Below are 24,799 nucleotides of genomic sequence, written 5' to 3'. Positions count from 1 at the left end.
GCTCAGGAGGCCCCCGGGGAGTCCCCCGGGGGCCTCTCCCGTTCCGGGGGCTCTCCGTTCCCCGGCTTCTCGTCCTCCCGGGTGAAGGCCTGGATCAGCCAGGACGAGAACGAACCCGTCACCGCGCCGAGCAGGGCGAGCCCGCAGGCCATCAGGCCGACCGCCACCGTCCGGCCGATCGGGGTCACCGGGGTCACGTCGCCGTAGCCGACCGTCGCCAGGGTGGCGCAGGCCCACCAGACCGAGTCGCCGAAGGTGAGGATCGTGGCGCCGGGGGCGTCGGCCTCGTGGTGGTAGACGGTGAGCGCGGCGGCGAAGCCGAGCAGGGAGACGGAGAGGCCGGAGTAGACCATGACCCGGGCGTAGAGGCTGAGCCGCGGCTTGTCCCGGCGGCGCTGGACCCGGTCGTACAGGGTCACCATCCGGACCGGGCGCAGCAGCGGCAGGAGCAGCACGACCGTGTCGAGGAGGTGGGTGCGGACGAAGCGCAGCGGGCGCAGGCCGCTGAGCCGGAGCCGTACCGCGTAGTCGGTGATGAAGACGGCCCAGGCGCCGAGGATCACGACGACGCACAGGTCCACCCCGAGCTGCGGCAGGTGGTCGCGGGCGAGGACCCGGACCGCGTACCCCGCGAGGTAGGCGAGCGAGGCCACGGCGAGCGGCAGCTCCATGCGGCGGTCCCAGCGTTCCTGGCGGGGCGGTTTCGGGGGCCTTTCGCTCATCGGATCAGGATCTCCCGGGGCCGCTTCCCTCGCCCCGCCGACACGTTCCGAACGGGCGACGCAATATGCTGCACAGCATGACGACTGAGCCGGAGCAGCAGATCGGGGTGGGGGCGCCGGACGCGTTCCAGCGTCTGTGGACGCCCCACCGGATGGCGTACATCCAGGGGGAGAACAAGCCGACCGGGCCGGGCGCCGACGACGGCTGCCCGTTCTGTTCGATCCCGTCGAAGTCGGACGAGGACGGGCTGGTGATCGCCCGGGGCGCGAGCGTGTACGCGGTCCTCAACCTGTACCCGTACAACGGCGGGCACCTGATGGTCGTCCCGTACCGGCACGTCGCCGACTACACGGACCTGGACGCCGCGGAGACGGCCGAGCTGGCCGACTTCACCAAGCGGGCGATGATCGCTCTGCGGGCGGCGTCCGGCGCGCACGGCTTCAACATCGGCATGAACCAGGGCGCCGTGGCGGGCGCCGGGATCGCCGCGCACCTGCACCAGCACGTGGTGCCGCGCTGGGGCGGGGACACCAACTTCATGCCGGTCGTCGGCCACACCAAGGTGCTGCCGCAGCTGCTGGCCGACACCCGGAAGATGCTGGCCGACGCCTGGCCGGCCACCGTCTGAGCCGTCTTCTCCGTACGGCCCCGGGGCGCGCGCCCCGGGGCCGTACGCGTCGTTCCGCGGGGACGTCAGGCGTCGTAGACGTCGGCCTTCTTCGGGCCGGGCTCCTGCACGCCGCCGCCGAGCACGAGGGAGCGGTTGGTGAAGCGCTCGGTGTCGACGTTGTGCTCGTCGAGGAAGCGGATCGTCGCGGTGTGGACGGCGCGGAGCACGGGCGTGGCCATGCGGATGGCGTCGTCGGCCATGAAGCGGTTCTTCCAGAGCGGTCCGGCCCACACGTGCCGCAGGCCGAAGGGCTCGGGCAGCGTCATCTTGCCACCGAGGAAGTCCAGGACCGGCGGGTACCAGGTGAGCGGGGCGCGGACGGCGATCCGGACGATGTCGTCGGTGCCGAGCAGCGGCTGCGGGATCTCCTTGGTCTCCCAGAAGCGGACGGTCTTGGAGACCTCCTTGGTCTTCGCCTTGGGCTTGGTGGTGAAGAGGCCGTGGACGGGGCCGAGGGCGTGGCCGGTGACCTCGATGCGCAGGGTGTGGTGGAGCGAGGTGACGGTGACCATCATGGTCAGGACCACGTTGCCGTCCCAGAGCGTGAACTGGACGCCCAGGTAGTGGCGGTTGCCGGCGCCGAACTGCTGCTCGTTGCAGATCCGCTGTATCTCGTGCGGCTTGACCTGGTAGTGGACGATGTTGTCGCCCTCGGGGCGGCTGACCTCGTCGGCGCCCTCGCCGACCGGGGAGACGATCCAGTGCTTGACGGTCGGCTTGGGGAAGCCGGTCTTGAGGGAGCCGCGCTCCAGCAGGCTGAGCTGGTCGTGGATCTTGCGGACCAGGTCCCAGGCGCGGAAGTCGTGCATCTCGCGGCCGGCCACCGGGACCAGCTCCTCGGCGAGCGTCCAGCTGCCCCAGCGGGTGCCGAGGCCGAGGACGCCCTTGGGGCCGGCGTAGAAGACCACGTTGGACTGCTGCTCGGCGGAGAGCTTCTCCAGGTTGAGCCGGAGCTCCTCCGCGGACTTCTCGCCCGGGTCGGTGGGGACGGACTTGGGGACGTGGGCGCCGACGCCACCGCCGCTGAGCAGGCCGGTCCACCGCTCGCGGAGGTCCACCGCGGCGCTGACGCAGATCCGGCTCGCGAGGTACCAGCCGACGACCGGGGCGACGAGCATCGCCCGCAGGTAGTTGGGGAGCACTCCGTCGAAGGGGAGCTTGAGGAGGATCAGGACGGCGACGATGCCCGCCGCCCAGAGCAGGACGGTGCCGATGAGGCTGGTCCGCTTGTTCTCCTTGCCGGCGGCGGCGCGGCGCAGGTGGATCACGGCGAGCCAGAGCAGCAGCCCGGGCAGGAAGAGGAAGCCGCAGACGAAGGTGACGACGGTCAGCTTCGTGTCGCGGCGGCGGCGGATGTGGGTGGCGGCGAGGCAGTGCTCGACGATCGGCTGGGGCTCGGCGCCGAAGGACTGGATGAGGGCCTTGCGGCCGCCGCCGAGCATGCGGACCTGGACGGCCCGGGAGAAGGCCTCGCCGAGGTCGGGGCGGAAGAGCTTCTCCCACTTGCCCTTCTTGACCCCGGTCTTGTAGTGCTCGTTGTCGGCTTCCTTGATGGTCTCCAGGGGGCTGTCCCGGTACGCGGCCGAGGCCAGCGCGTTCGTCGCCCCGGTCAGGCCGCTGCCGCCCTGGAGCGGGATCTGTGCCCCCGGTCCGAAACCGTCGATCGCCACTTCCGCCCCCATCACCGCGAGTACCTGTGCGGGCCGTTCCCGACTGCCGAGCCCGGCACAGCCGCCGAGCTGGGCACCACAGCGTAACCGGGCGGCGTGCTATGCGTCACGGGCTGTGGACAACCCCGACCGGAACCCGCCCGCCCGGTTCGGACCGGGCGGGCGGAAACCGCTGTCGTCGCGTCAACTATGAGCGCTTTCCGGACTGTTCGCGGAGGCGTTCGGCGACCTGAGGGGGCATCGGTTCGTGCCGGACGTAGCTGCGGTCGAAGCGGCCCGTGCCGTGCGAGACGGACCGCAGGTCGATCGCGTACCGCCCGATCTCGATCTCCGGGACCTCGGCCCGGACGACCGTGCGGCCCTGCTCCGCCTGGTCGGTGCCGACGACCCGGCCGCGCCGTCCCGACAGGTCGCTCATCACGGCGCCGACGTACTCGTCGGGGACGAGCACCCGCACCTCCGCGACGGGCTCCAGGAGGTGGACCGGGACCTCGGCGGCCGCCTCGCGCAGGGCGAGCGCGCCGGCCGTCTGGAAGGCGGCGTCGGAGGAGTCCACCGAGTGGGCCTTGCCGTCCTTGAGGGTGACCCGGACGTCGACCAGCGGATGCCCGGCGGCGACGCCGCGCGCGGCCTGGGCCCGGACGCCCTTCTCGACGGAGCCGATGAACGGACGGGGCACCGCGCCGCCCACCACCTTGTCGACGAACTCGATGCCGCTGCCCGGCGGGAGCGGCTCGACGTCGATCTCGCAGATCGCGAACTGGCCGTGCCCGCCGGACTGTTTGACGTGCCGTCCGCGGCCGGAGGCGGCGGCGCCGAAGGTCTCGCGCAGCGGCACCCGGTACGGGACGGCGTCGACGCGCACCCCGTAGCGGCCGCGCAGCCGCTCCAGGACGACGTCCTGGTGGGCCTCGCCCAGGCACCACAGCACGACCTGGCCGGTGTCCTGGTTCTGTTCGAGGCGGAGGGTGGGGTCCTCGGCGACGAGTCTGGCGAGGCCCTGGGAGAGCCGGTCCTCGTCGGCCTTGCCGTGGGCCTCCACGGCGAGCGGGAGGAGCGGCTCGGGCATGGTCCAGGGGGTGATGAGGAGCGGGTCGTCCTTGGCGGAGAGGGTGTCGCCGGTCTCGGCGCGGCCGAGCCGGGCCACGCAGGCGAGGTCGCCGGCGACGCAGTGCGCCATGGGGCGCTGCTGCTTGCCGAAGGGGGAGGTGACGGCGCCGACCCGTTCGTCGACGTCGTGGTCCTCGTGGCCGCGGTCGGCCAGGCCGTGCCCGGAGACGTGCACGGTCTCGTCGGGGCGGAGCGTGCCGGAGAAGACCCGGACCAGCGAGATCCGGCCCTGGTAGGGGTCGGCGGCGGTCTTCACCACCTCGGCGACCAGCGGCCCGTCGGGGTCGCAGGCGAGCGGCGGGCGGGGTTCGCCGGAGGGGGTGGTGACGGAGGGCGGCTCGTGTTCCAGGGGGGAGGGGAAGCCGCGGGTGATGAGCTCCAGGAGCTCGACGGTGCCGAGGCCCTGCCCACCGCCGTCGGCGGCGGGGGCGGCGGCGAGCACGGGGTGGAAGCCGCCCCGGGCGACCGCCTTCTCCAGGTCGCCGACGAGGGTGTCGAAGTCGATCTCCTCGCCGCCCAGGTAGCGGTCCATGAGGGTCTCGTCCTCGCTCTCGGCGATGATCCCCTCGATGAGCCGGGCCCGCGCCGCGGCGATCGGCGCGCGGTCGCCGTCCTCGGGCGGCCGTTCGCTCCGGGCCCCCGTGGAGTAGTCGAAGACCCGCTCCGAGAGGAGGCCGATCAGTCCGGTGGCGGGGGCGTGGCCGTCGGAGCCCTCGGGGCCGTGCACCGGCAGGTAGAGGGGCAGCACGGCGTCGGGGTCGTCGGCGCCGAAGAGCCCGGCGCAGACCCCGGTGAGCTCCTCGAAGCCGGTGCGGGCGGTGTCGAGGTGGGTGACGACGATGGCGCGGGGCATGCCGACGGCCGCGCACTCCTCCCAGACCATCCGGGTCGAGGCGGCGACCGCGTCGGCCTCCTGGGCGGCCGAGACGACGAAGAGGGCCGCGTCCGCCGCGCGCAGACCGGCCCTCAGCTCCCCGACGAAGTCGGCGTATCCGGGGGTGTCGAGCAGATTGATCTTGAAGCCGTCCCAGCCGACCGGGACGAGGGAGAGCTGGACGGAGCGGTGCTGCCGGTGCTCGATCTCGTCGTAGTCGGAGACGGTCGCCCCGTCCTCGACCCTGCCGGGCCGGCCGAGCGCCCCGGCGGTCTGGGCCAGCGCCTCGACCAGCGTCGTCTTGCCCGAGCCGCTGTGGCCGACCAGCACCACGTTCCGTACCTCCGAGGGCCGGTCGGCCGTCGGTGCCCTGCCGGCGGCTCCGGCGGGGGTGTGCGCCTTGTCGCCCATGGTGGTCCTCCCGGCTGCGAGGCGGTGAGGGGAGCGGGCGCGGGGGAGCGGCGTCGCGGCGCCGTTCCGGCGGTGCCCGCGGGATGCTCCTTCGAGCTTTGCACCGACGCCGTGACGCGTCCATACGTCGTACGCCGGTGGGCCTCCAGGGGTACGGTGACGCGGCGGGGCGGGTGCGCTCCCGTGCGGCGTCACGCGCGTGGCTACGATGGGTGAGCCGGTGGTCATGGGACCGCGCGGCCCGCCGAAACCTCGGGAAGGCCATGCTGAACAAGTACGCGCGTGCGTTTTTTACGCGTGTCCTCACACCGTTCGCCGCGTTTCTGCTCCGCCGGGGCGTCAGCCCCGACGCCGTGACGCTGATCGGCACGGCGGGAGTGGTCGCCGGTGCGCTGGTCTTCTTCCCCAGGGGCGAGTTCTTCTGGGGGACGATCGTGATCACGCTCTTCGTCTTCTCCGACCTCGTCGACGGCAACATGGCCCGCCAGGCCGGGATCTCCAGCCGCTGGGGCGCCTTCCTCGACTCGACGCTCGACCGGGTCGCCGACGGGGCGATCTTCGGCGGCTTCGCCCTCTGGTACGCCGGCAAGGGCGACGACAACGTGCTGTGCGCGGTCTCGATCTTCTGCCTGGCGAGCGGCCAGGTGGTCTCGTACACCAAGGCGCGTGGCGAATCGATTGGCCTGCCGGTCGCGGTGAACGGCCTGATCGAGCGGGCCGAGCGACTGGTGATCTCGCTGGTCGCCGCCGGCCTCGCCGGACTGCACGCCTTCGGCGTGCCGAGGATCGACGTGCTGCTGCCGATCGCGCTGTGGATCGTCGCCGTCGGCTCGGCCGTGACCCTGGGGCAGCGGGTCGTGACGGTACGCAGGGAGTCGGCCGAGGCGGACGCCGCCGCGGCCGCCGGGGGGAGCGGGGCGGCATCGTGAGCACGCTGAAGGACAAGGTGGCCGACGGGCTCTACGGACTCGGCTGGGCCACCGTCAAGAAGCTCCCGGAGCCGGTGGCCAAGGCCCTCGGCCGGAAGATCGCCGACACCGTGTGGAAGCGCCGGGGCAAGGGCGTGCTGCGCCTGGAGGCCAACCTCGCGCGCGTGGTGCCCGACGCCACGCCCGAGCGGCTCGCCGAGCTGTCGAAGGCCGGCATGCGCTCGTACATGCGCTACTGGATGGAGTCCTTCCGGCTTCCCACCTGGAGCCGCGAGCGGGCCGCGAACAGCTTCTCGATCAAGGGCGAGCACGTCCTGAAGGACGCCATAGCCTCCGACCGGGGCGTGATCCTCGCCCTGCCGCACATGGGCAACTGGGACCTGGCCGGCGTGTGGGTGACCCGCGCGCTCGGCGTGCCCTTCACCACCGTCGCCGAGCGGCTCAAGCCCGAGTCGCTCTACGACCGCTTCGTCGCCTACCGCGAGTCGCTCGGCATGGAGGTGCTGCCGCACACCGGCGGCGCCGCCTTCGGGACGCTCGCCCGGCGGCTGCGCGCCGGCGGCCTGGTCTGCCTGGTCGCCGACCGGGACCTGTCCGCCTCCGGCGTCGAGGTCTCCTTCTTCGGCGAGGCCACCCGGATGCCCGCCGGACCGGCCATGCTCGCCCTCCAGACCGACGCGCTCCTCCTGCCGGTGACCCTCTGGTACGACGACACCGACGTCATGCGGGGACAGGTGCACGCGCCCGTGGAGCCGCCCGAGTCAGGTACCCGCGGCGAAAAGGCGTCCCTCATGACACAGGCCCTCGCCGACACCTTCGCCGGGGCCATCGCGGACCACCCGGAGGACTGGCACATGCTCCAGCGCCTCTGGCTGGCCGACCTGGAGGAGCGCACTTCGTGAGGATCGGAATCGTCTGCCCGTACTCCTGGGACGTACCGGGCGGCGTCCAGTTCCACATCCGCGACCTCGCGGAGCACCTGATCCGGCTCGGACACGAGGTCTCCGTCCTGGCCCCCGCCGACGACGAGACCCCGCTGCCGCCGTACGTCGTCTCCGCGGGCCGGGCCGTGCCCGTCTCGTACAACGGCTCGGTGGCCCGGCTCAGCTTCGGCTTCCTCTCCGCCGCGCGGGTGCGCCGCTGGCTGCACGACGGCACCTTCGACGTCGTCCACATCCACGAGCCGACCTCGCCCTCGCTGGGGCTGCTCACCTGCTGGGCGGCGCAGGGCCCGATCGTGGCCACCTTCCACACCTCGAACCCGCGCTCGCGGGCGATGCTCGCGGCGTACCCGATCCTCCAGCCGGCGCTGGAGAAGATCAGCGCCCGGATCGCGGTCAGCGAGTACGCGCGCCGGACGCTGGTGGAGCACCTCGGCGGCGACGCCGTCGTCATCCCCAACGGCGTCGACGTGGACTTCTTCGCCGGCGCCGAGCCGAAGGCGGAGTGGCAGGGCGAGACGCTGGGCTTCATCGGCCGCATCGACGAGCCCCGTAAGGGCCTGCCGGTCCTGATGAAGGCGCTGCCCCGGATCCTCACCGAACGCCCCGGCGCGCGGCTCCTGGTCGCCGGGCGCGGCGACGAGGAGGAGGCGGTGGCGTCGCTGCCGCGGGAGATGCGCTCCCGGGTGGAGTTCCTCGGCATGGTCAGCGACGAGGACAAGGCGCGGCTGCTGCGCAGCGTCGACGTGTACGTGGCGCCCAACACCGGCGGCGAGTCCTTCGGCATCATTCTCGTCGAGGCGCTGTCGGCCGGCGCGCCCGTCCTCGCCGCGGACCTGGACGCGTTCGCGCAGGTCCTGGACCAGGGCGCGGCCGGCGAGCTCTTCGCCAACGAGGACGCGGACGCGCTCGCGGACGCGGCGATCCGGCTCCTCGGCGACCCCGCGCGGCGCGCCGGACTGAGCGCCCGTGGCTCCGCGCACGTCCGGCGCTTCGACTGGGGCACGGTCGGCGCGGACATCCTGGCGGTGTACGAGACGGTGACCGACGGCGCGGCGGCCGTCGACACGGACGAGAAGACGGGCGGCCTCAGGGCCCGGCTGGGGCTGTAGGAGCCGGAGGTCCGGGCAGGCCCCGCCCGCGCGGACGGCGGGGTCCTTTGCCGGGCCCGGGCTTTCCGCGCCCGAACCCGTACCCGGCGCACGGCGCACGCGCGGTGCGGGTCCGGGCACGCGCGGTGCGGGTCCGGGCACGTGCGCGGAGGCACCCGCCGCGGTGCCGTTCCGTCGTGCCCACCCGTTCCGCCCCCAGCGGAACGCCTGCCCACCACGGGGGCGGAGGCGCACCCTGCTCGGATGATCCACGTCACGAGGCTCGACCTGGGCCACTTCGTCCGCCCCGCCGAGGAGTACGGCGGGCTCCACGCGCGCGTGGAGCCCGCCCTCGCCTACCTCGTCCGGCACCCCGGGGGCACGCTGCTCTTCGACACCGGCATGGGGGAGGGCTCGCCCGAGACCGACGCCCACTACCGGATCGTCCGCCGGCCCCTCGCCGTCCCGCCCGTCGAGGTCGACCTGCTGGTCAACTGCCACCTGCACTTCGACCACATCGGCGGCAACCAGCGCTTCCCCGGCACCCCCGCCCTCGTCCAGCGCGCCGAGCTCGCCACCGCGCGGGCGGGCGCGTACACCATCGACACCCTCCTGCCCGGCGTCGCCTGGACCGAGATCGACGGGGAGCACGAGATCGCCCCCGGGATCCTGGTCCTGCCGACGCCCGGGCACGTCGACGGCCACCAGTCGCTCCTCCTCGACCACGGCGACCGGCTGACGCTCCTCGCCGGGCAGGCGTACGACACGGCCGCCGACTTCGGGACGCCGTACCGGCCCTGGCTCGGGCGGCTCGCCGAGCGCGCGGACGGGCGTCCGGTCCGCGTCCTGTTCGCCCATGACCACGCCCACCGGGAAGGGGCGCCGCCTCCGCCCGGGTAGCCTGTGCGGTCGTGACCGAGACCCTGATCTGGACCGTCGTCGCGCTGATCCTCATCGGCGTCTACCTCAGCTGGACCGCCGGAAGGCTGGACCGCCTGCACACCCGCATCGACGCGGCCCGCGCCGCGCTCGACGCGCAGCTCCTGCGCCGCGCCTCGGTCACCCAGGAGCTGGCCACCTCCGGCGTCCTCGACCCGGCCGCCTCGATCGTCCTGTACGAGGCCGCGCACGCCGCCCGGCAGGCCGAGGAGGACCACCGGGAGGTCGCGGAGAGCGAGCTGAGCCAGGCGCTGCGCGCGGTCTTCGGCGAGCCGGAGCAGGTGGAGCTCGTACGGGAGGCGCCCGGTGGCGAGGAGGCCGCGGGGGAGCTGGCCGCCGCCGTCCGACGGGTCCCCATGGCCCGCCGCTTCCACAACGACGCGGTGCGGGCCGCCCGCGCGCTGCGCCGCCACCGCAAGGTCCGCTGGTTCCGTCTCGCGGGCCACGCGCCCTTCCCGATGGCCTTCGAAATGGACGACGAACCGCCGGTGGCCCTGGCTGATCGTCCGTCCTGAGCCCCTGCGGCCTCGGATTCCCGCGAAAAGGATCCACAGCCTGCGCATTGGCCCTTGCTGTGGACCGCTCGTGGACTGTTTCCTCGCTCTAGTCGTCAACGTCCCGTTGAACCCGTTGTCACGAGTGAGGTCCCCGTGTCCAGCTCCACCACCCCCCAGTCCCCCGAGACCGGCACCGCGCGCGTCAAGCGCGGCATGGCCGAGCAGCTCAAGGGCGGCGTGATCATGGACGTGGTCAACGCCGAGCAGGCGAAGATCGCCGAGGACGCCGGCGCCGTGGCCGTCATGGCCCTGGAGCGGGTCCCCGCGGACATCCGCAAGGACGGCGGCGTGGCCCGCATGTCCGACCCGAACATGATCGAGGAGATCATCGGCGCGGTCTCCATCCCGGTGATGGCCAAGTCCCGCATCGGCCACTTCGTCGAGGCCCAGGTCCTCCAGTCCCTCGGCGTCGACTACATCGACGAGTCCGAGGTCCTGACCCCGGCCGACGAGGTCAACCACTCCGACAAGTGGGCCTTCACGACCCCCTTCGTCTGTGGCGCCACCAACCTGGGCGAGGCCCTGCGCCGCATCGCCGAGGGCGCGGCCATGATCCGCTCCAAGGGCGAGGCCGGCACCGGCAACGTCGTCGAGGCCGTCCGCCACCTGCGCCAGATCAAGAACGAGATCGCCAAGCTGCGCGGCTTCGACAACAACGAGCTCTTCGCCGCCGCCAAGGAGCTGCGCGCCCCGTACGAGCTCGTCAAGGAGGTCGCCGAGCTCGGCAAGCTCCCCGTGGTCCTCTTCTCCGCCGGTGGCGTCGCCACCCCGGCCGACGCCGCCCTGATGCGCCAGCTCGGCGCCGAGGGCGTCTTCGTCGGCTCCGGCATCTTCAAGTCGGGCGACCCGGCCAAGCGCGCCGCCGCCATCGTGAAGGCCACCACCTTCTACGACGACCCGAAGATCATCGCGGACGCCTCCCGCAACCTCGGCGAGGCCATGGTCGGCATCAACTGCGACACCCTCCCCGAGTCCGAGCGCTACGCCAACCGGGGCTGGTAACCACCGATGAGCACCACCCCCGTGATCGGAGTCCTGGCCCTCCAGGGCGACGTCCGGGAGCACCTGATCGCCCTGGCCTCGGCGGACGCCGTGGCCAGGCCGGTCCGGCGCCCCGAAGAGCTCGCCGAGGTCGACGGCCTGGTCCTCCCCGGTGGCGAGTCCACCACCATCTCCAAGCTGGCCGTCCTCTTCGGCCTCATGGAGCCGATCCGCGAGCGGATCGCCGCGGGCATGCCGGTCTACGGCACCTGCGCCGGCCTGATCATGCTCGCCGACAAGATCCTCGACCCGCGCTCGGGCCAGGAGACCTTCGGCGGCATCGACATGATCGTGCGCCGCAACGCCTTCGGGCGGCAGAACGAGTCCTTCGAGGCCGGAGTCACCGTCGCGGGAGTGGACACCCCCGTCGAGGGCGTCTTCATCCGCGCCCCGTGGGTGGAGTCCGTCGGCGCCGGGGTCGAGGTGCTCGCCGAGCACGACGGCCACATCGTCGCCGTCCGCCAGGGCAAGGTCCTCGCGACCTCCTTCCACCCCGAGCTCACCGGTGACCACCGCGTCCACGAGCTCTTCGTGGACATGGTGCGCGCCGAACGGTGAGACGATCCCGGTAGGATCTCTGGGGTTCGTCCAAGAAGTTGGTTACGCGAAGGAGACAGGCAGATGTCCGGCCACTCTAAATGGGCTACGACGAAGCACAAGAAGGCCGTGATCGATGCCAAGCGCGGCAAGCTCTTCGCGAAGCTGATCAAGAACATCGAGGTCGCGGCCCGTACCGGCGGCGCCGACCTCGACGGTAACCCGACGCTGTTCGACGCCGTGCAGAAGGCGAAGAAGCAGTCGGTCCCGAACAAGAACATCGACTCGGCGCTCAAGCGCGGTGCGGGCCTCGAGGCCGGCGGCGCCGACTACGAGACGATCATGTACGAGGGCTACGGCCCGAACGGCGTCGCGGTGCTCATCGAGTGCCTCACCGACAACCGCAACCGCGCCGCCTCCGACGTGCGCGTCGCCATGACCCGCAACGGCGGTTCGATGGCCGACCCGGGCTCCGTCTCGTACCTGTTCAACCGCAAGGGCGTCGTCGTGCTCCCCAAGGGCGAGCGGTCCGAGGACGACATCCTGGAGGTCGTGCTCGACGCGGGCGCCGAGGAGGTCAACGACCTCGGCGAGTCCTTCGAGGTCATCAGCGAGGCCACCGACATGGTCGGGGTGCGCACCGCGCTCCAGGAGGCCGGCATCGACTACGACTCAGCCGACTCCAGCTTCGTCCCGACCATGCAGGTCGAGCTCGACGAGGAGGGCGCGCGCAAGATCTTCAAGCTGATCGACGCGCTGGAGGACAGCGACGACGTGCAGAACGTCTTCGCCAACTTCGACGTCAGCGACGAGGTCATGGAGAAGATCGACGCCTGAGCGGCACCTTCGCGGCAGCGGGCCGACGGGGACACACCCCGTCGGCCCGCTGCGTTGTCAGTGGCAGCCGATAGCCTGCACGAATGGCTGATCGAAGGAAGGGGGGCGGCATGCGCGTACTGGGAGTGGACCCGGGGCTCACCCGGTGTGGTGTCGGCGTGGTCGAGGGCGTCGCCGGACGGCCGCTCACCATGCTCGGGGTCGGCGTGGTCCGCACCCCCGCCGATGCCGACATCGGTCAGCGCCTCGTCGGCATCGAGCGCGGCATCGAGGAGTGGATCGACCGCTTCCAGCCCGAACTGGTCGCCGTGGAGCGGGTGTTCAGCCAGCACAACGTCCGTACGGTGATGGGCACCGCCCAGGCCAGCGCGGTCGCCATGCTCTGCGCCTCCCGGCGCGGCATCCCCGTCGCCCTGCACACCCCCAGCGAGGTCAAGGCCGCCGTCACCGGCTCCGGCCGCGCCGACAAGGCCCAGGTCGGCGCCATGGTCACCCGGCTGCTCCGGCTCTCCGCGCCGCCCAAGCCGGCCGACGCGGCCGACGCCCTCGCCCTCGCCATCTGCCACATCTGGCGCGCCCCCGCCCAGAACCGCCTCCAGCAGGCCGTCGCCCTGCACACCTCGAAAGGCCGCACGTCATGATCGCCTTCGTCAGCGGCCCGGTGGCCGCCCTCGCCCCCACGACCGCCGTCGTCGAGGTCGGCGGGGTCGGCATGGCCGTCCAGTGCACGCCGAACACCCTGGCCGGCCTCCGCCTCGGCGAGCACGCCCGGCTCGCCACCTCCCTCGTCGTCCGGGAGGACTCGCTCACCCTGTACGGCTTCGCCGACGACGACGAGCGCCAGGTCTTCGAGCTGCTCCAGACCGCCAGCGGCGTGGGACCCCGGCTCGCCCAGGCCATGCTCGGCGTGCACAGCCCGGACGCGCTGCGCCTCGCCGTCTCCACCGGCGACGAGAAGGCGCTGACCGCCGTCCCCGGCATCGGCAAGAAGGGCGCCCAGAAGCTCCTCCTGGAGCTGAAGGACAAGCTCGGCCAACCCCTCGGCAGCAGCGGACTCGTCGGCCAGCAGCGTGCCGTCGCCACCGGGCCCGCCCCCTGGACCGAGCAGCTGGCCGCCGCCCTCGTCGGCCTGGGCTACGCGAGCCGCGAGGCCGAGGAGGCCGTCGCCGCCGTCACCCCGCAGGCCGAGGCCGCGCTCGCCGAGACCGGCTCCGCGCCCGTGCCCCAGCTGCTGCGCGCCGCCCTCCAGACGCTCAACCGCGCCCGCTGACCGCCGCGGACCCTCCCCGTACGAAGGAAGACACCACCGTGAACTGGGACGACGAGACGGCATCCGCCCACGAGGAGCGGATCGTCGGCGCCGCCGCCGAGGGCGACGACCAGGCCGTCGAGGCCGCCCTGCGCCCCAAGGACCTCGGCGAGTTCATCGGCCAGGAGAAGGTCCGCCAGCAGCTCGACCTCGTCCTCAGGGCCGCCCGGCAGCGCGGCGCCACCGCCGACCACGTGCTGCTCTCCGGTGCCCCGGGTCTCGGCAAGACCACCCTGTCGATGATCATCGCCGCGGAGATGAACGCGCCGATCAGGATCACCTCCGGCCCCGCCATCCAGCACGCCGGCGACCTCGCGGCGATCCTCTCCTCCCTCCAGGAGGGCGAGATCCTCTTCCTCGACGAGATCCACCGGATGTCCCGGCCCGCCGAGGAGATGCTCTACATGGCGATGGAGGACTTCCGCGTCGACGTCATCGTCGGCAAGGGCCCCGGCGCCACCGCCATCCCCCTCGACCTGCCGCCCTTCACCCTGGTCGGCGCCACCACCCGGGCCGGCCTGCTGCCGCCCCCGCTCCGCGACCGCTTCGGCTTCACCGCCCACATGGAGTTCTACGAGCCGCACGAGTTGGAGCGGGTCGTGGTCCGTTCCGCTGGCCTCCTCGACGTGACCATCGACCCGGCCGGCGCCGCCGAGATCGCCGGCCGCTCCCGCGGCACCCCGCGCATCGCCAACCGGCTGCTGCGCCGGGTCCGCGACTACGCCCAGGTGAGGGCCGACGGAGTGATCACCCGGGACATCGCCGGCGCGGCCCTCGGTGTGTACGAGGTCGACAGCCGCGGCCTCGACCGCCTCGACCGGGCGGTCCTGGAGGCGCTGCTGAAGCTCTTCGGCGGCGGCCCCGTCGGACTCTCGACCCTCGCCGTCGCCGTGGGCGAGGAGCGCGAGACCGTCGAGGAGGTCGCCGAGCCCTTCCTCGTACGGGAGGGACTGCTGGCCCGTACGCCCCGTGGCCGGGTGGCCACGCCGGCGGCATGGACCCACCTCGGACTGGTTCCGCCGCAGGCAGCGGGCCCGGCGGGGGCCCCCGGCGGGACGGGATCCGGACAACAGGGGCTCTTCGGCGCCTGAGGCCGCTGTGACGGATGGGTGACGGCGCGGAGTATCGCCCGACGAGGAACCACGGTGCCATGCTGGGCGTTGTTCCATCGATGCGGACTCGCCTAGACTCCGCCGATGCCGCCCTTTCCGGTCGGCGTACCCACCCCCGAAGATCAGGCCGCGGGTTCTCCGTGACCGTGCGAAGGATTTCCGTCCCGTGAATAACATCGGCATGCTCCTCCCGTTCATCGTGCTCATCGGGGCGATGTTCCTGATGACCCGCTCGGCCAAGAAGAAGCAGGCGCAGGCGGCGGAGATGCGCAACCAGATGCAGCCCGGCACCGGCGTACGCACGATCGGGGGAATGTACGCCACCGTCAAGGAGATCCAGGACGAGTCCGTCCTGCTGGAGGTCGCGCCCGGCGTCCACGCCGTCTACGCGAAGAACGCCATCGGCGCGGTCCTCGACGACGCCGAGTACAACCGGATCGTCCACGGCGACACCGAGGACGAGGGCGCCGCCGACTCCGAGACCGTCGTCCCGGACGACGCCTCCTCGCTGACCGACTCCGCCGACGAGGCCCCCAAGGCCGACCTGACGAAGAAGTCGGACGCGGCCGAGGGCGAGAAGGACGGCAAGACCGACGGCGAGACCGAGGCGAAGTAACGCGCACCCGGCATCGCGGCCGACGCCCACCGGCGTCGGCGCGGCCGGGCACGGTCCGACGTCTGCGGGGGATGGTCCCCACACACACTTCGTGGCCTCCGTGCGCCCACCCGGCGCCCGGACGGTTTGGACAGGGAGAAACGACAGGTGGCAGCACCGAAGAAGGGCCGAGGGCCGGCGGGGGGACAGAGCCGGCCTGGACGCGCCCTGGCTTTCATTCTGATCGCCATGGTCGCGCTCACCGGCGGCATGTTCTGGTCGGGGCACACCACCCCGCGCCTCGGCATCGACCTCGCCGGCGGCACGTCGATCACGCTCAAGGCCAAGGCCGAGCCCGGCCAGGAGTCCGCGGTCAACGAGACCAACATGAACACGGCCGTCGGCATCATCGAGCGCCGTGTCAACGGTCTCGGCGTCTCCGAGGCCGAGGTCCAGACGCAGGGCCGCGAGAACATCATCGTCAACATCCCCAAGGGGACGAACGAGAAGCAGGCCCGCGAGCAGGTCGGTACCACCGCCCAGCTCTACTTCCGGCCCGTTCTCACCGTCGCGGCCGCCTCGCCCGAGGCCGCGCCGACGGCGACCCCCTCGGGCTCGGCCACGCCGAAGCCTTCCGCGTCCGCCTCGGTGGGCGAGAAGAAGTCGGCCACCCCGACCGCCACCGCCTCCACCCAGGGCCGTGCCCTCTCCGAGGCCCTCAAGGCCCCGAACGCCACCGGCACGCCCACTCCCACCGGCTCCGCCACCGGCACGCCGAAGGCGACCGCCACGCCGAAGGCGAGCGGAACCCCGCAGGCGACCCCGCCCGCCGACGCCGCCACCGCCGCGCTCCAGCAGAAGTTCACCACGCTGAACTGCCTGGACCCCAAGCAGCGCACCGCCGCCGCGGCGGGCACCAAGCCCGCCGACACCATCGTCGCCTGTGGCAAGAACGCGATCGACCAGTGGGAGAAGTACCTCCTCGGTCCCGCCGAGGTCGAGGGCCGTGACGTCGACGGCGCCAAGGCCGCCATCGACCAGCAGAGTGGTCAGTGGATCGTGGACATGGAGTTCACGGACGCCGGCTCGAAGAAGTTCCAGGCGATCACCAGCAAGCTGTCGCAGCAGAGCGAGCCGCAGAACCAGTTCGCGATCGTCCTCGACGGCGAGGTCGTCTCGGCGCCCCGCGTCCAGACCACGCTGAGCGCCAACGCGCAGATCTCCGGCAGCTTCAACCAGCAGTCCGCCCAGGACCTGGGCAACATCCTCGCCTACGGTGCCCTGCCGCTCTCCTTCGACACCCAGAGCGTCGACACCGTCACCGCCGCCCTCGGCGGCGACCAGCTGGAGGCCGGCCTCATCGCCGGCGCGATCGGCCTGGCGCTGGTCATCATCTACCTGGTGGTCTACTACCGGGGCCTGTCGTTCATCGCGATCCTCAGCCTCGGCGTCTCCGCCCTGCTCACCTACGTGATCATGGCCCTGCTCGGCCCGGCCATCGGCTTCGCGCTGAACCTGCCGGCCGTCTGCGGCGCCATCGTCGCCATCGGCATCACCGCGGACTCGTTCATCGTGTACTTCGAGCGCATCCGCGACGAGATCCGCGAGGGCCGCACCCTGCGTCCGGCCGTCGAGCGCGCCTGGCCGCGCGCCCGCCGCACCATCCTGGTCTCCGACTTCGTGTCGTTCCTCGCCGCCGCGGTGCTCTTCATCGTCACCGTCGGCAAGGTCCAGGGCTTCGCGTTCACGCTCGGCCTGACCACCCTGCTCGACGTCGTCGTGGTGTTCCTCTTCACCAAGCCGGTGATGACGCTGCTCGCCCGCACGAAGTTCTTCGGCAACGGCCACAAGTGGTCCGGTCTGGACCCGAAGCGCCTGGGCGCCAAGCCGCCGCTGCGCCGCGCCCGCCGTACCACCGCCCCCGTCGACCCGAAGGAGGCGTGAGATGTCGAAGCTCGGAGATCTCGGCGCCCGGCTCCACCGAGGTGAGGTCGGCTACGACTTCATCGGCAACCGCAAGATCTGGTACGGCCTGTCCATCCTGATCACCATCACGGCCATCGTCGCCCTGGCCGTCCGCGGCCTCAACATGGGCATCGAGTTCCAGGGCGGCGCGGTCTTCACCACCCCGAAGACGGACGTCACCGTCAGCCAGGCCACGGAGTACGCGGAGGAGGCCTCCGGCCACGACGCGATCGTCCAGCAGCTCGGCAACGGCTCCCTGCGCATCCAGGTCGGCGGTCTCGACACCGAGCAGTCCGACCAGGTCCGCACCGAGCTGGCGAAGGACCTGAACGTCTCCGAGGACAAGATCGCCGCCGAGCTGGTCGGCCCCAGCTGGGGTGAGCAGATCGCCAACAAGGCGTGGACCGGCCTCGGCGTCTTCATGATCCTCGTGGTGATCTACCTGGCCATCGCCTTCGAGTGGAGAATGGCCGTCGCGGCGCTGATCGCGCTGATCCACGACCTCACGATCACGGTCGGCATCTACTCGCTGGTCGGCTTCGAGGTCACCGTCGGCACGGTCATCGGTCTGCTGACCATCCTCGGCTACTCGCTGTACGACACCGTCGTCGTCTTCGACTCCCTCAAGGAGCAGACGAAGGACATCACGAAGCAGACCCGCTTCACCTACAGCGACCTGGCCAACCGCTCGATCAACGGCACCCTGGTCCGCTCGATCAACACCACCGTCGTGGCGCTGCTGCCCGTCGCGGGCCTGCTCTTCATCGGTGGCGGCGTCCTCGGCGCCGGCATGCTGAACGACATCTCGCTGTCGCTCTTCGTCGGTCTGGCCGCCGGCGCCTACTCCTCGATCTTCATCGCCACCCCGCTCGTCGCCGACCTCAAGGAGCGCGAGCCGGCGATGAAGGCGCTGAGGAAGCGCGTCCTGGCCAAGCGCGACTCCGCCGCCGCCCGCGGCGAGGACGGCCTGGACGACGGCACCGACGCGGGCGAGGCCGCGGTCGTCGGACCGCGCGCCGCCCGCCGCGGCCGCGCCGAGGAGCGCCGAGGATGACCGCCGGGGCCCAGGACGTGACCGACCTGCTGCTCAGCCGGATCCGCGACGTCCCCGACTACCCGAAGCCGGGCGTGCTGTTCAAGGACATCACGCCGCTGCTCGCGGACCCGGAGGCGTTCACCGCCCTCACCGACGCCCTCGCCGCACTGTGCTCCGCGCACGGCGCGACGAAGATCGTCGGCCTGGAGGCGCGCGGCTTCATCCTCGCGGCACCGGTCGCCGTCCGCGCGGGCCTGGGCTTCATCCCGGTGCGCAAGGCCGGCAAGCTGCCCGGGGCCACGCTCCGGCAGGCGTACGAGCTGGAGTACGGCACCGCCGAGATCGAGGTGCACGCCGAGGACCTGGCCGCGGGCGACCGAGTCATGGTCATCGACGACGTCCTCGCCACCGGCGGCACCGCCGAGGCCTCCATCGGGCTGATCCGCCGCGCCGGCGCCGAGGTGGCCGGCGTGGCGGTCCTCATGGAACTGGGCTTCCTCCCGGGCCGTGCCCGTCTGGAACCCGCCCTCCAGGGCGCTCCGCTCACCGCGCTCATCCGGGTGTGAGGCACGAGGAAGCACGACCGCCGGTCCGATGACGGGCCACGTCAGGGGCGCCCCGGGAATTCCCGGGGCGCCCCTCGTGTTTGCCTCGGTACGCCCCACGGGGCCGGTGCGTGCCGGGCGTCGCGAGCCCGGCAGGATCCGGAAGGGACGGCCCGGTCGCGGTCCCCGGCTCCCCGTCCGTCCCCCGGGCGCGTGAGCACGGCGCGGCGTGGCTCGATACGATGGGCTCTCCGGGCCTGACCGGGGGACCCGGAACCTCCCCCAGACCCCGTCCGGGGGGACCCCAGAGGAGCGCTCTTTGCCAGACGAGGCCCAGTCTCTCTCCGCCGCGCAGCCCGACCCCAAGGCCGACCAGGCCGCGCAGGGGTCCGGCACGCCCCAGGACAAGCCCGCGGAGAACAGGCCGAAGCCTGCTGCGCCCGCTCCGGCACCGGCGCCAAGCCGCTCCGGCGGCTCCTCCAACCGGGTGCGCGCCCGCCTCGCCCGGCTCGGAGTGCAGCGCTCGTCGCCGTACAACCCGGTCCTCGAACCCCTGCTGCGGATCGTCCGCTCCAACGACCCCAAGATCGAAACGGCCACTTTGCGCCAGATCGAGCGGGCCTACCAGGTCGCGGAGCGCTGGCACCGGGGACAGAAGCGCAAGAGCGGCGACCCGTACATCACCCACCCGCTCGCCGTCACCACCATCCTCGCCGAGCTCGGCATGGACCCGGCGACGCTGATGGCGGGCCTCCTCCACGACACCGTCGAGGACACCGAGTACGGCCTGGAGGACCTGCGCCGCGACTTCGGCGACCAGGTCACGCTCCTCGTCGACGGCGTCACCAAGCTCGACAAGGTCAGGTTCGGCGAGGCCGCGCAGGCCGAGACCGTCCGCAAGATGGTCGTCGCCATGGCCAAGGACCCCCGGGTCCTCGTCATCAAGCTCGCCGACCGCCTGCACAACATGCGCACCATGCGCTACCTCAAGCGGGAGAAGCAGGAGAAGAAGGCCCGCGAGACGCTGGAGATCTACGCCCCGCTGGCGCACCGGCTGGGCATGAACACCATCAAGTGGGAGCTGGAGGACCTCGCCTTCGCGATCCTCTACCCCAAGATGTACGACGAGATCGTCCGGCTCGTCGCCGAGCGCGCCCCCAAGCGGGACGAGTACCTCGCCATAGTGACCGACGAGGTCCAGACCGACCTCCGCGCCGCCCGCATCAAGGCGACCGTCACCGGCCGCCCCAAGCACTACTACAGCGTCTACCAGAAGATGATCGTCCGCGGCCGTGACTTCGCGGAGATCTACGACCTGGTCGGCATCCGCGTCCTCGTGGACACCGTCCGCGACTGCTACGCGGCCCTCGGCACCGTCCACGCGCGATGGAACCCGGTCCCCGGCCGGTTCAAGGACTACATCGCGATGCCGAAGTTCAACATGTACCAGTCGCTGCACACGACGGTCATCGGCCCCAACGGCAAGCCCGTCGAGCTGCAGATCCGCACCTTCGACATGCACCGCCGCGCCGAGTACGGCATCGCCGCGCACTGGAAGTACAAGCAGGAGGCCGTCGCCGGCGCCTCGAAGGTGCGCACCGACGTGCCGAAGAACACCGGCAAGGACGACCACCTCAACGACATGGCGTGGCTGCGCCAGCTGCTCGACTGGCAGAAGGAGACCGAGGACCCGGGCGAGTTCCTGGAGTCCCTCCGCTTCGACCTCTCGCGCAACGAGGTCTTCGTCTTCACGCCCAAGGGCGACGTCATCGCGCTGCCCGCCGGCGCCACCCCGGTCGACTTCTCCTACGCGGTCCACACCGAGGTCGGCCACCGCACGATAGGGGCGCGGGTGAACGGGCGGCTCGTGCCGCTCGAGTCCACCCTCGACAACGGCGACCTGGTCGAGGTCTTCACCTCCAAGGCCGCCGGCGCCGGACCCTCCCGCGACTGGCTGGGCTTCGTCAAGTCCCCGCGCGCCCGCAACAAGATCCGCGGCTGGTTCTCCAAGGAGCGCCGCGACGAGGCCATCGAGCAGGGCAAGGACGCCATCGCGCGGGCCATGCGCAAGCAGAACCTGCCGATCCAGCGGATCCTCACCGGCGACTCCCTCGTCACCCTCGCCCACGAGCTGCGCTACACCGACATCTCCTCGCTGTACGCGGCGATCGGCGAGGGCCATGTCACCGCCCAGTCGATCGTGCAGAAGCTGGTGCAGGCGCTCGGCGGCGAGGAGGCCGCCACCGAGGACATCGCCGAGACCGCCCCGCCGACCCGCGGCCGCTCCAAGCGGCGCTCCAACGCCGACCCGGGCGTGGTCGTCAAGGGCGTCGAGGACGTGTGGGTCAAGCTGGCCCGCTGCTGCACCCCGGTGCCCGGCGACCCGATCATCGGCTTCGTCACCCGCGGCAGCGGCGTCTCCGTCCACCGCAGCGACTGCGTCAACGTCGACTCGCTCTCCCGGGAGCCGGAGCGGATCCTGGAGGTCGAGTGGGCCCCGACCCAGTCCTCGGTCTTCCTGGTCGCCATCCAGGTCGAGGCGCTGGACCGCTCCCGGCTCCTCTCGGACGTCACCCGGGTCCTCTCGGACCAGCACGTCAACATCCTCTCGGCGGCCGTCCAGACCTCCCGGGACCGGGTGGCCACCTCCCGCTTCACCTTCGAGATGGGCGACCCCAAGCACCTGGGGCACGTCCTCAAGGCGGTCCGGGGCGTCGAGGGCGTGTACGACGTCTACCGCGTGACCAGCGCGCGGCGCCCGTAGCCGTACGGGGTACGAGGAAGGGCCCCCGGCGTGTGCCGGGGGCCCTTCCCGTGTCCGTACGACGGCGAGGTCAGCCGCCGAACTCCTCCAGGCCCTTCAGCGCCTGGTCGAGCAGGGCCTGGCGGCCCTCCAGCTCCTTGGCGAGCTTGTCGGCCTTGGCGTCGTTGCCCGCCGCCCGGGCCGCGTCGATCTGCTTGCGCAGCTTCTCGACGGCGTCCTGGAGCTGGCCGGTCAGACCCGCGGCACGCGCGCGTGCCTCCGGGTTGGTGCGGCGCCACTCGGCCTCCTCGGCCTCCTGGATCGCCCGCTCCACCGTGTGCATCCGGCCCTCCACCTTCGGGCGGGCGTCGCGCGGCACGTGGCCGATGGCCTCCCAGCGCTCGTTGAGGGAGCGGAAGGCGGCGCGGGCGGCCTTCAGGTCCGTCACCGGGAGCAGCTTCTCGGCCTCGTCGGCGAGCTCCTCCTTCAGCGTCAGGTTCTCGGTCTGCTCCGCGTCCCGCTCGGCGAAGACCCCGGAGCGGGCCGCGAAGAAGACGTCCTGGGCGCCGCGGAAGCGGTTCCACAGGTCGTCCTCGTGCTCGCGCTGCGCGCGACCGGCGGCCTTCCAGTCGGACATCAGCTCGCGGTAGCGGGCCGCGGTCGTGCCCCAGTCGGTCGAGTTCTGGAGCGCCTCGGCCTCGGCGACCAGACGCTCCTTCGCCTTCCGCGCGTCCTCGCGCTGCGAGTCGAGCTGGGCGAAGTGGGCCTTGCGGCGCTTGGAGAAGGCCGAGCGGGCGTGCGAGAAGCGGTGCCACAGCTCGTCGTCGGACTTCCGGTCGAGCCGGGGGAGGCCCTTCCAGGTGTCCACGAGCGCCCGCAGCCGCTCGCCGGCGACCCGCCACTGCTCGCTCTGCGCCAGCTCCTCCGCCTCGGTGACCAGGGCCTCCTTGGCGGAGCGCGCCTCGTCGGCCTGCTTGGCCTTCTGCGCCTTGCGCTCCTCGCGGCGCGAGTCCACGGACTCCACGAGCTTGTCCAGACGGGCGGAGAGCGCGGCCAGGTCGCCGACGACGTGGTGCTCGTCGACCTGGTGCCGGATGTGCTCGATCGCCGTCTGGGCGTCCTTCGCCGAGAGGTCGGTGGTCTTCACCCGCTTCTCGAGGAGGCCGATCTCGACAACCAGGCCCTCGTACTTGCGCTCGAAGTAGGCCAGAGCCTCCTCGGGAGTGCCCGCCTGCCAGGATCCGACGACCTTCTCACCCTCGGCCGTCCGCACGTACACGGTGCCCGTCTCGTCGACACGGCCCCACGGGTCGCTGCTCACAGCGCCTCCTCACCATGATGCCCTCGTGGGTGGTGACCCCCGGGCATCGTCCACAGTTCCTGGGCGGGCCTCGCCCGCCTTCGCCGCGCGGCCGACGGATCGGACCACGCCGCACAACGCCAATCTAGGCGAACGGCGGCCCGGCTGTCCGCACTCAGCGCGACCGAAATTCCACGGTCACGTGCGTGCGGACGTCCGGGCCGCCGTCGCGTCCGTCACCCCGCGTCACTTCGCGGAGACGGTCGCCTTCTCGATGGTGACCGGCTTCTTCGGGGCCCCGTCGCCCTGGCCGCCCTCGGCCCCGGCGGCGCCGACCTTCTGCACCGCCGCCAGACCGGCCGCGTCGATCGTGCCGAAGGGGGTGTACTGCGGAGGCAGCTTCGAGTCCTTGTAGACGAGGAAGAACTGCGAGCCGCCGGTGCCCGGCTGCCCGGTGTTGGCCATGGCGACCGTGCCGGCCTTGTACGTCACCTTGCCGTCGGCGCCCGCCGTGCCCAGGGCGGCGAGGTTCTCGTCCGGGATGGTGTAGCCGGGGCCGCCCATGCCGGTGCCCTCCGGGTCGCCGCACTGGAGGACGAAGATCCCGGCGGTGGTGAGCCGGTGGCACTTGGTGCCGTCGAAGTACTTCTTGTCGGCGAGGTGCTTGAAGGAGTTCACCGTGCGCGGGGTCTTCGCCGCGTCCATGGTGACCGTGATGTCGCCCTCGTTGGTCGCCAGGGACATGGCGTAGGTGCCCTGGGGCTCGATGGCCATCTTCGGCTCGCCGCCGGCCGTCTCCTCGGTGTTCTTGGCGTCGTCGCCGAGGAACTGCACGGAGGCGTAGACCGCTCCGCCCGCCGCGAGCACCACCGCGAGGGAGGCGGCGATCACGGTGGTACGGCGTTTGGCCTTGCGCTGCGCCTCCGCCCGTCGCTGCTGCTGGCGCGCGTACTTGTCCCTGGCGAGCTGCCGCCGCCGCTGATCGCTGGTGACCACGGGGTCCGCTCCTTGTCGGTCGTGTGTTCCTGTCCTGGCCGGATGTGCCCGTACCGTATACGGGTTGGCTGTGGAATACGCAGCGCCGGTAGGCTCTGATCTGCTGCATTCCGCAAGGCCGCAGTCATCTGCCGGACGACACAGAAGGACGATCGTGCTGATTGCCGGGTTCCCCGCCGGGGCCTGGGGCACCAACTGTTACGTGGTCGCCCCCGCCGCAGGCGAGGAGTGCGTCATCATCGACCCGGGCCACCAGGCCGCCCAGGGAGTCGAGGAGACGCTGAGGAAGCATCGGCTCAAGCCCGTCGCGGTGGTCCTCACACATGGCCACATCGACCACGTCGCCTCCGTCGTCCCGGTCTGCGGCGCCCATGGCGTACCGGCGTGGATCCACCCCGCCGACCGGTACATGATGAGCGACCCGGAGAAGGCCCTCGGCCGCTCCATCGGGATGCCCCTCATGGGCGAGCTGACCGTGGGCGAGCCGGACGACGTGCACGAGCTCACCGACGGCGCCGAGCTGAGGCTCGCCGGCATGGACTTCTCCGTCGCGCACGCGCCCGGTCATACCAAGGGGTCGGTGACCTTCCGGACGCCGGAGACCACGGAGATCCCCTCCGTGCTCTACTCCGGCGACCTGCTGTTCGCCGGCTCCATCGGACGCACCGACCTGCCCGGCGGTGACATGGCCGAGATGCTCGAGTCGCTGACCCGCGTGGTCCTGCCGCTCGACAACTCGACCGTCGTCCTGTCCGGCCACGGTCCCCAGACGACCATCGGCCAGGAGCGCGCCACCAACCCGTATCTGCGGCAGGTGGCCTCCGGCCTCGGGAGCGCGGACGCTCCCCGACGAGGAATGTGACGAGAC

General features: G+C 71.9%; 23 protein-coding genes. 18 read left to right on the top strand and 5 right to left on the bottom strand.

Annotation, left to right across the window (positions count from 1 at the left end; genetic code table 11):
* Positions 1-2: 2 nt before the first annotated feature.
* Positions 3-722, bottom strand: a complete 720-nt coding sequence (locus ACFQ8C_RS16300; RefSeq protein ID WP_383457330.1) for a potassium channel family protein — start codon at positions 720-722, stop codon at positions 3-5.
* A 65-nt stretch (positions 723-787) separates the two neighbouring features.
* On the opposite strand from ACFQ8C_RS16300, the gene ACFQ8C_RS16295 reads away from it, so the two are divergent.
* A complete protein-coding gene (locus ACFQ8C_RS16295; RefSeq protein ID WP_383457327.1) occupies positions 788-1,351 on the top strand; it encodes an HIT family protein in 564 nt (187 codons plus the stop codon).
* 65 nt (positions 1,352-1,416) lie between these two features.
* On the opposite strand, the gene ACFQ8C_RS16290 is transcribed toward ACFQ8C_RS16295, so the two are convergent.
* Positions 1,417-3,075: a hypothetical protein gene (locus tag ACFQ8C_RS16290; protein WP_383457324.1), complete on the bottom strand. Its 1,659-nt coding sequence runs from the start codon at positions 3,073-3,075 to the stop codon at positions 1,417-1,419.
* A 175-nt stretch (positions 3,076-3,250) separates the two neighbouring features.
* Positions 3,251-5,458 carry an elongation factor G-like protein EF-G2 gene (locus ACFQ8C_RS16285; RefSeq protein WP_383457321.1) on the bottom strand — a complete coding sequence of 736 codons (2,208 nt, stop codon included), beginning with the start codon at positions 5,456-5,458 and terminating at the stop codon, positions 3,251-3,253.
* A gap of 263 nt (positions 5,459-5,721) precedes the next feature.
* Here ACFQ8C_RS16285 and pgsA point away from each other — a divergent pair, with 263 nt between their 5' ends.
* The 16 genes from pgsA (at position 5,722) to ACFQ8C_RS16205 (ending at position 21,656) form a co-directional block, all read left to right on the top strand.
* Positions 5,722-6,387: a phosphatidylinositol phosphate synthase gene (gene pgsA, locus ACFQ8C_RS16280; RefSeq protein ID WP_383457319.1), complete on the top strand. Its 666-nt coding sequence runs from the start codon at positions 5,722-5,724 to the stop codon at positions 6,385-6,387.
* A complete protein-coding gene (locus ACFQ8C_RS16275; RefSeq protein WP_383457316.1) occupies positions 6,384-7,289 on the top strand; it encodes a phosphatidylinositol mannoside acyltransferase in 906 nt (301 codons plus the stop codon). Before pgsA ends, ACFQ8C_RS16275 begins: the two co-directional genes overlap by 4 nt.
* A complete protein-coding gene (locus ACFQ8C_RS16270) occupies positions 7,286-8,440 on the top strand; it encodes a glycosyltransferase family 4 protein (RefSeq protein ID WP_383457313.1) in 1,155 nt (384 codons plus the stop codon). The genes ACFQ8C_RS16275 and ACFQ8C_RS16270 overlap by 4 nt, the downstream gene beginning before the upstream one ends.
* Positions 8,441-8,683: 243 nt before the next feature.
* Positions 8,684-9,319 carry an MBL fold metallo-hydrolase gene (locus ACFQ8C_RS16265; protein ID WP_383457310.1) on the top strand — a complete coding sequence of 212 codons (636 nt, stop codon included), beginning with the start codon at positions 8,684-8,686 and terminating at the stop codon, positions 9,317-9,319.
* An 11-nt stretch (positions 9,320-9,330) separates the two neighbouring features.
* The gene (locus ACFQ8C_RS16260; protein ID WP_030745424.1) at positions 9,331-9,873 is read left to right on the top strand and encodes a hypothetical protein; all 543 of its coding nucleotides are present in this window, start codon (positions 9,331-9,333) and stop codon (positions 9,871-9,873) included.
* A gap of 135 nt (positions 9,874-10,008) precedes the next feature.
* Positions 10,009-10,917: a pyridoxal 5'-phosphate synthase lyase subunit PdxS gene (pdxS, locus tag ACFQ8C_RS16255; protein WP_383457307.1), complete on the top strand. Its 909-nt coding sequence runs from the start codon at positions 10,009-10,011 to the stop codon at positions 10,915-10,917.
* Positions 10,918-10,923: 6 nt separating this feature from the next.
* A complete protein-coding gene (gene pdxT / locus ACFQ8C_RS16250) occupies positions 10,924-11,514 on the top strand; it encodes a pyridoxal 5'-phosphate synthase glutaminase subunit PdxT (RefSeq protein WP_383457304.1) in 591 nt (196 codons plus the stop codon).
* Positions 11,515-11,577: 63 nt separating this feature from the next.
* Positions 11,578-12,330, top strand: a complete 753-nt coding sequence (locus ACFQ8C_RS16245; protein WP_383457301.1) for a YebC/PmpR family DNA-binding transcriptional regulator — start codon at positions 11,578-11,580, stop codon at positions 12,328-12,330.
* A gap of 110 nt (positions 12,331-12,440) precedes the next feature.
* On the top strand, positions 12,441-12,971 hold the full coding sequence (gene ruvC, locus ACFQ8C_RS16240; protein ID WP_383457299.1) for a crossover junction endodeoxyribonuclease RuvC: 531 nt from the start codon (positions 12,441-12,443) through the stop codon (positions 12,969-12,971).
* Positions 12,968-13,600, top strand: coding sequence for a Holliday junction branch migration protein RuvA (ruvA, locus tag ACFQ8C_RS16235; protein ID WP_383457296.1), 633 nt, complete (start codon positions 12,968-12,970; stop codon positions 13,598-13,600). Before ruvC ends, ruvA begins: the two co-directional genes overlap by 4 nt.
* Positions 13,601-13,638: 38 nt before the next feature.
* On the top strand, positions 13,639-14,730 hold the full coding sequence (ruvB, locus tag ACFQ8C_RS16230) for a Holliday junction branch migration DNA helicase RuvB (RefSeq protein WP_383457293.1): 1,092 nt from the start codon (positions 13,639-13,641) through the stop codon (positions 14,728-14,730).
* A gap of 202 nt (positions 14,731-14,932) precedes the next feature.
* Positions 14,933-15,367 (top strand): preprotein translocase subunit YajC, encoded by a 435-nt coding sequence (gene yajC, locus ACFQ8C_RS16225; RefSeq protein ID WP_383457353.1) that lies wholly within the window; start codon positions 14,933-14,935, stop codon positions 15,365-15,367.
* Positions 15,368-15,514: 147 nt separating this feature from the next.
* Positions 15,515-17,290 (top strand): protein translocase subunit SecD, encoded by a 1,776-nt coding sequence (gene secD / locus ACFQ8C_RS16220; protein ID WP_383457291.1) that lies wholly within the window; start codon positions 15,515-15,517, stop codon positions 17,288-17,290.
* A 1-nt stretch (position 17,291) separates the two neighbouring features.
* Entirely contained in the window at positions 17,292-18,365 is a 1,074-nt protein-coding gene (gene secF, locus ACFQ8C_RS16215) for a protein translocase subunit SecF (protein ID WP_383457289.1), read from the top strand.
* Entirely contained in the window at positions 18,362-18,913 is a 552-nt protein-coding gene (locus ACFQ8C_RS16210) for an adenine phosphoribosyltransferase (protein WP_383457286.1), read from the top strand. The genes secF and ACFQ8C_RS16210 overlap by 4 nt, the downstream gene beginning before the upstream one ends.
* A 298-nt stretch (positions 18,914-19,211) precedes the next feature.
* Complete coding sequence (locus ACFQ8C_RS16205; protein WP_383457283.1) at positions 19,212-21,656, top strand: RelA/SpoT family protein; 2,445 nt, start codon at positions 19,212-19,214, stop codon at positions 21,654-21,656.
* Positions 21,657-21,726: 70 nt separating this feature from the next.
* Here ACFQ8C_RS16205 and ACFQ8C_RS16200 read toward each other — a convergent pair whose 3' ends face one another.
* A complete protein-coding gene (locus tag ACFQ8C_RS16200; protein WP_383457281.1) occupies positions 21,727-22,956 on the bottom strand; it encodes a DUF349 domain-containing protein in 1,230 nt (409 codons plus the stop codon).
* Positions 22,957-23,181: 225 nt separating this feature from the next.
* Positions 23,182-23,931 carry a peptidylprolyl isomerase gene (locus ACFQ8C_RS16195; RefSeq protein ID WP_383457278.1) on the bottom strand — a complete coding sequence of 250 codons (750 nt, stop codon included), beginning with the start codon at positions 23,929-23,931 and terminating at the stop codon, positions 23,182-23,184.
* A gap of 154 nt (positions 23,932-24,085) precedes the next feature.
* Here ACFQ8C_RS16195 and ACFQ8C_RS16190 point away from each other — a divergent pair, with 154 nt between their 5' ends.
* Positions 24,086-24,793, top strand: a complete 708-nt coding sequence (locus tag ACFQ8C_RS16190) for an MBL fold metallo-hydrolase (RefSeq protein WP_383457275.1) — start codon at positions 24,086-24,088, stop codon at positions 24,791-24,793.
* The last annotated feature ends 6 nt before the right edge of the window (positions 24,794-24,799 follow it).

The sequence above is a fragment of the Streptomyces sp. NPDC056503 genome, from assembly GCF_042794995.1.
In the GTDB taxonomy this organism is placed as follows: Bacteria; Actinomycetota; Actinomycetes; order Streptomycetales; family Streptomycetaceae; genus Streptomyces.
This window is presented reverse-complemented; position numbering and strand designations above follow the sequence as displayed.

Excerpts from the sequence above, each read along its gene's own strand:
- ACFQ8C_RS16300 (WP_383457330.1), bottom strand. The coding sequence starts at position 722 with ATGAGCGAAAGGCCCCCGAAACCGCCCCGCCAGGAACGCTGGGACCGC.
- ACFQ8C_RS16295 (WP_383457327.1), top strand. The coding sequence starts at position 788 with ATGCTGCACAGCATGACGACTGAGCCGGAGCAGCAGATCGGGGTGGGG.
- ACFQ8C_RS16290 (WP_383457324.1), bottom strand. The coding sequence starts at position 3,075 with ATGGGGGCGGAAGTGGCGATCGACGGTTTCGGACCGGGGGCACAGATC.
- ACFQ8C_RS16285 (WP_383457321.1), bottom strand. The coding sequence starts at position 5,458 with ATGGGCGACAAGGCGCACACCCCCGCCGGAGCCGCCGGCAGGGCACCG.
- pgsA (WP_383457319.1), top strand. The coding sequence starts at position 5,722 with ATGCTGAACAAGTACGCGCGTGCGTTTTTTACGCGTGTCCTCACACCG.
- ACFQ8C_RS16265 (WP_383457310.1), top strand. The coding sequence starts at position 8,684 with ATGATCCACGTCACGAGGCTCGACCTGGGCCACTTCGTCCGCCCCGCC.
- pdxT (WP_383457304.1), top strand. The coding sequence starts at position 10,924 with ATGAGCACCACCCCCGTGATCGGAGTCCTGGCCCTCCAGGGCGACGTC.
- ACFQ8C_RS16245 (WP_383457301.1), top strand. The coding sequence starts at position 11,578 with ATGTCCGGCCACTCTAAATGGGCTACGACGAAGCACAAGAAGGCCGTG.
- ruvC (WP_383457299.1), top strand. The coding sequence starts at position 12,441 with ATGCGCGTACTGGGAGTGGACCCGGGGCTCACCCGGTGTGGTGTCGGC.
- ruvA (WP_383457296.1), top strand. The coding sequence starts at position 12,968 with ATGATCGCCTTCGTCAGCGGCCCGGTGGCCGCCCTCGCCCCCACGACC.
- yajC (WP_383457353.1), top strand. The coding sequence starts at position 14,933 with ATGCTCCTCCCGTTCATCGTGCTCATCGGGGCGATGTTCCTGATGACC.
- secF (WP_383457289.1), top strand. The coding sequence starts at position 17,292 with ATGTCGAAGCTCGGAGATCTCGGCGCCCGGCTCCACCGAGGTGAGGTC.
- ACFQ8C_RS16210 (WP_383457286.1), top strand. The coding sequence starts at position 18,362 with ATGACCGCCGGGGCCCAGGACGTGACCGACCTGCTGCTCAGCCGGATC.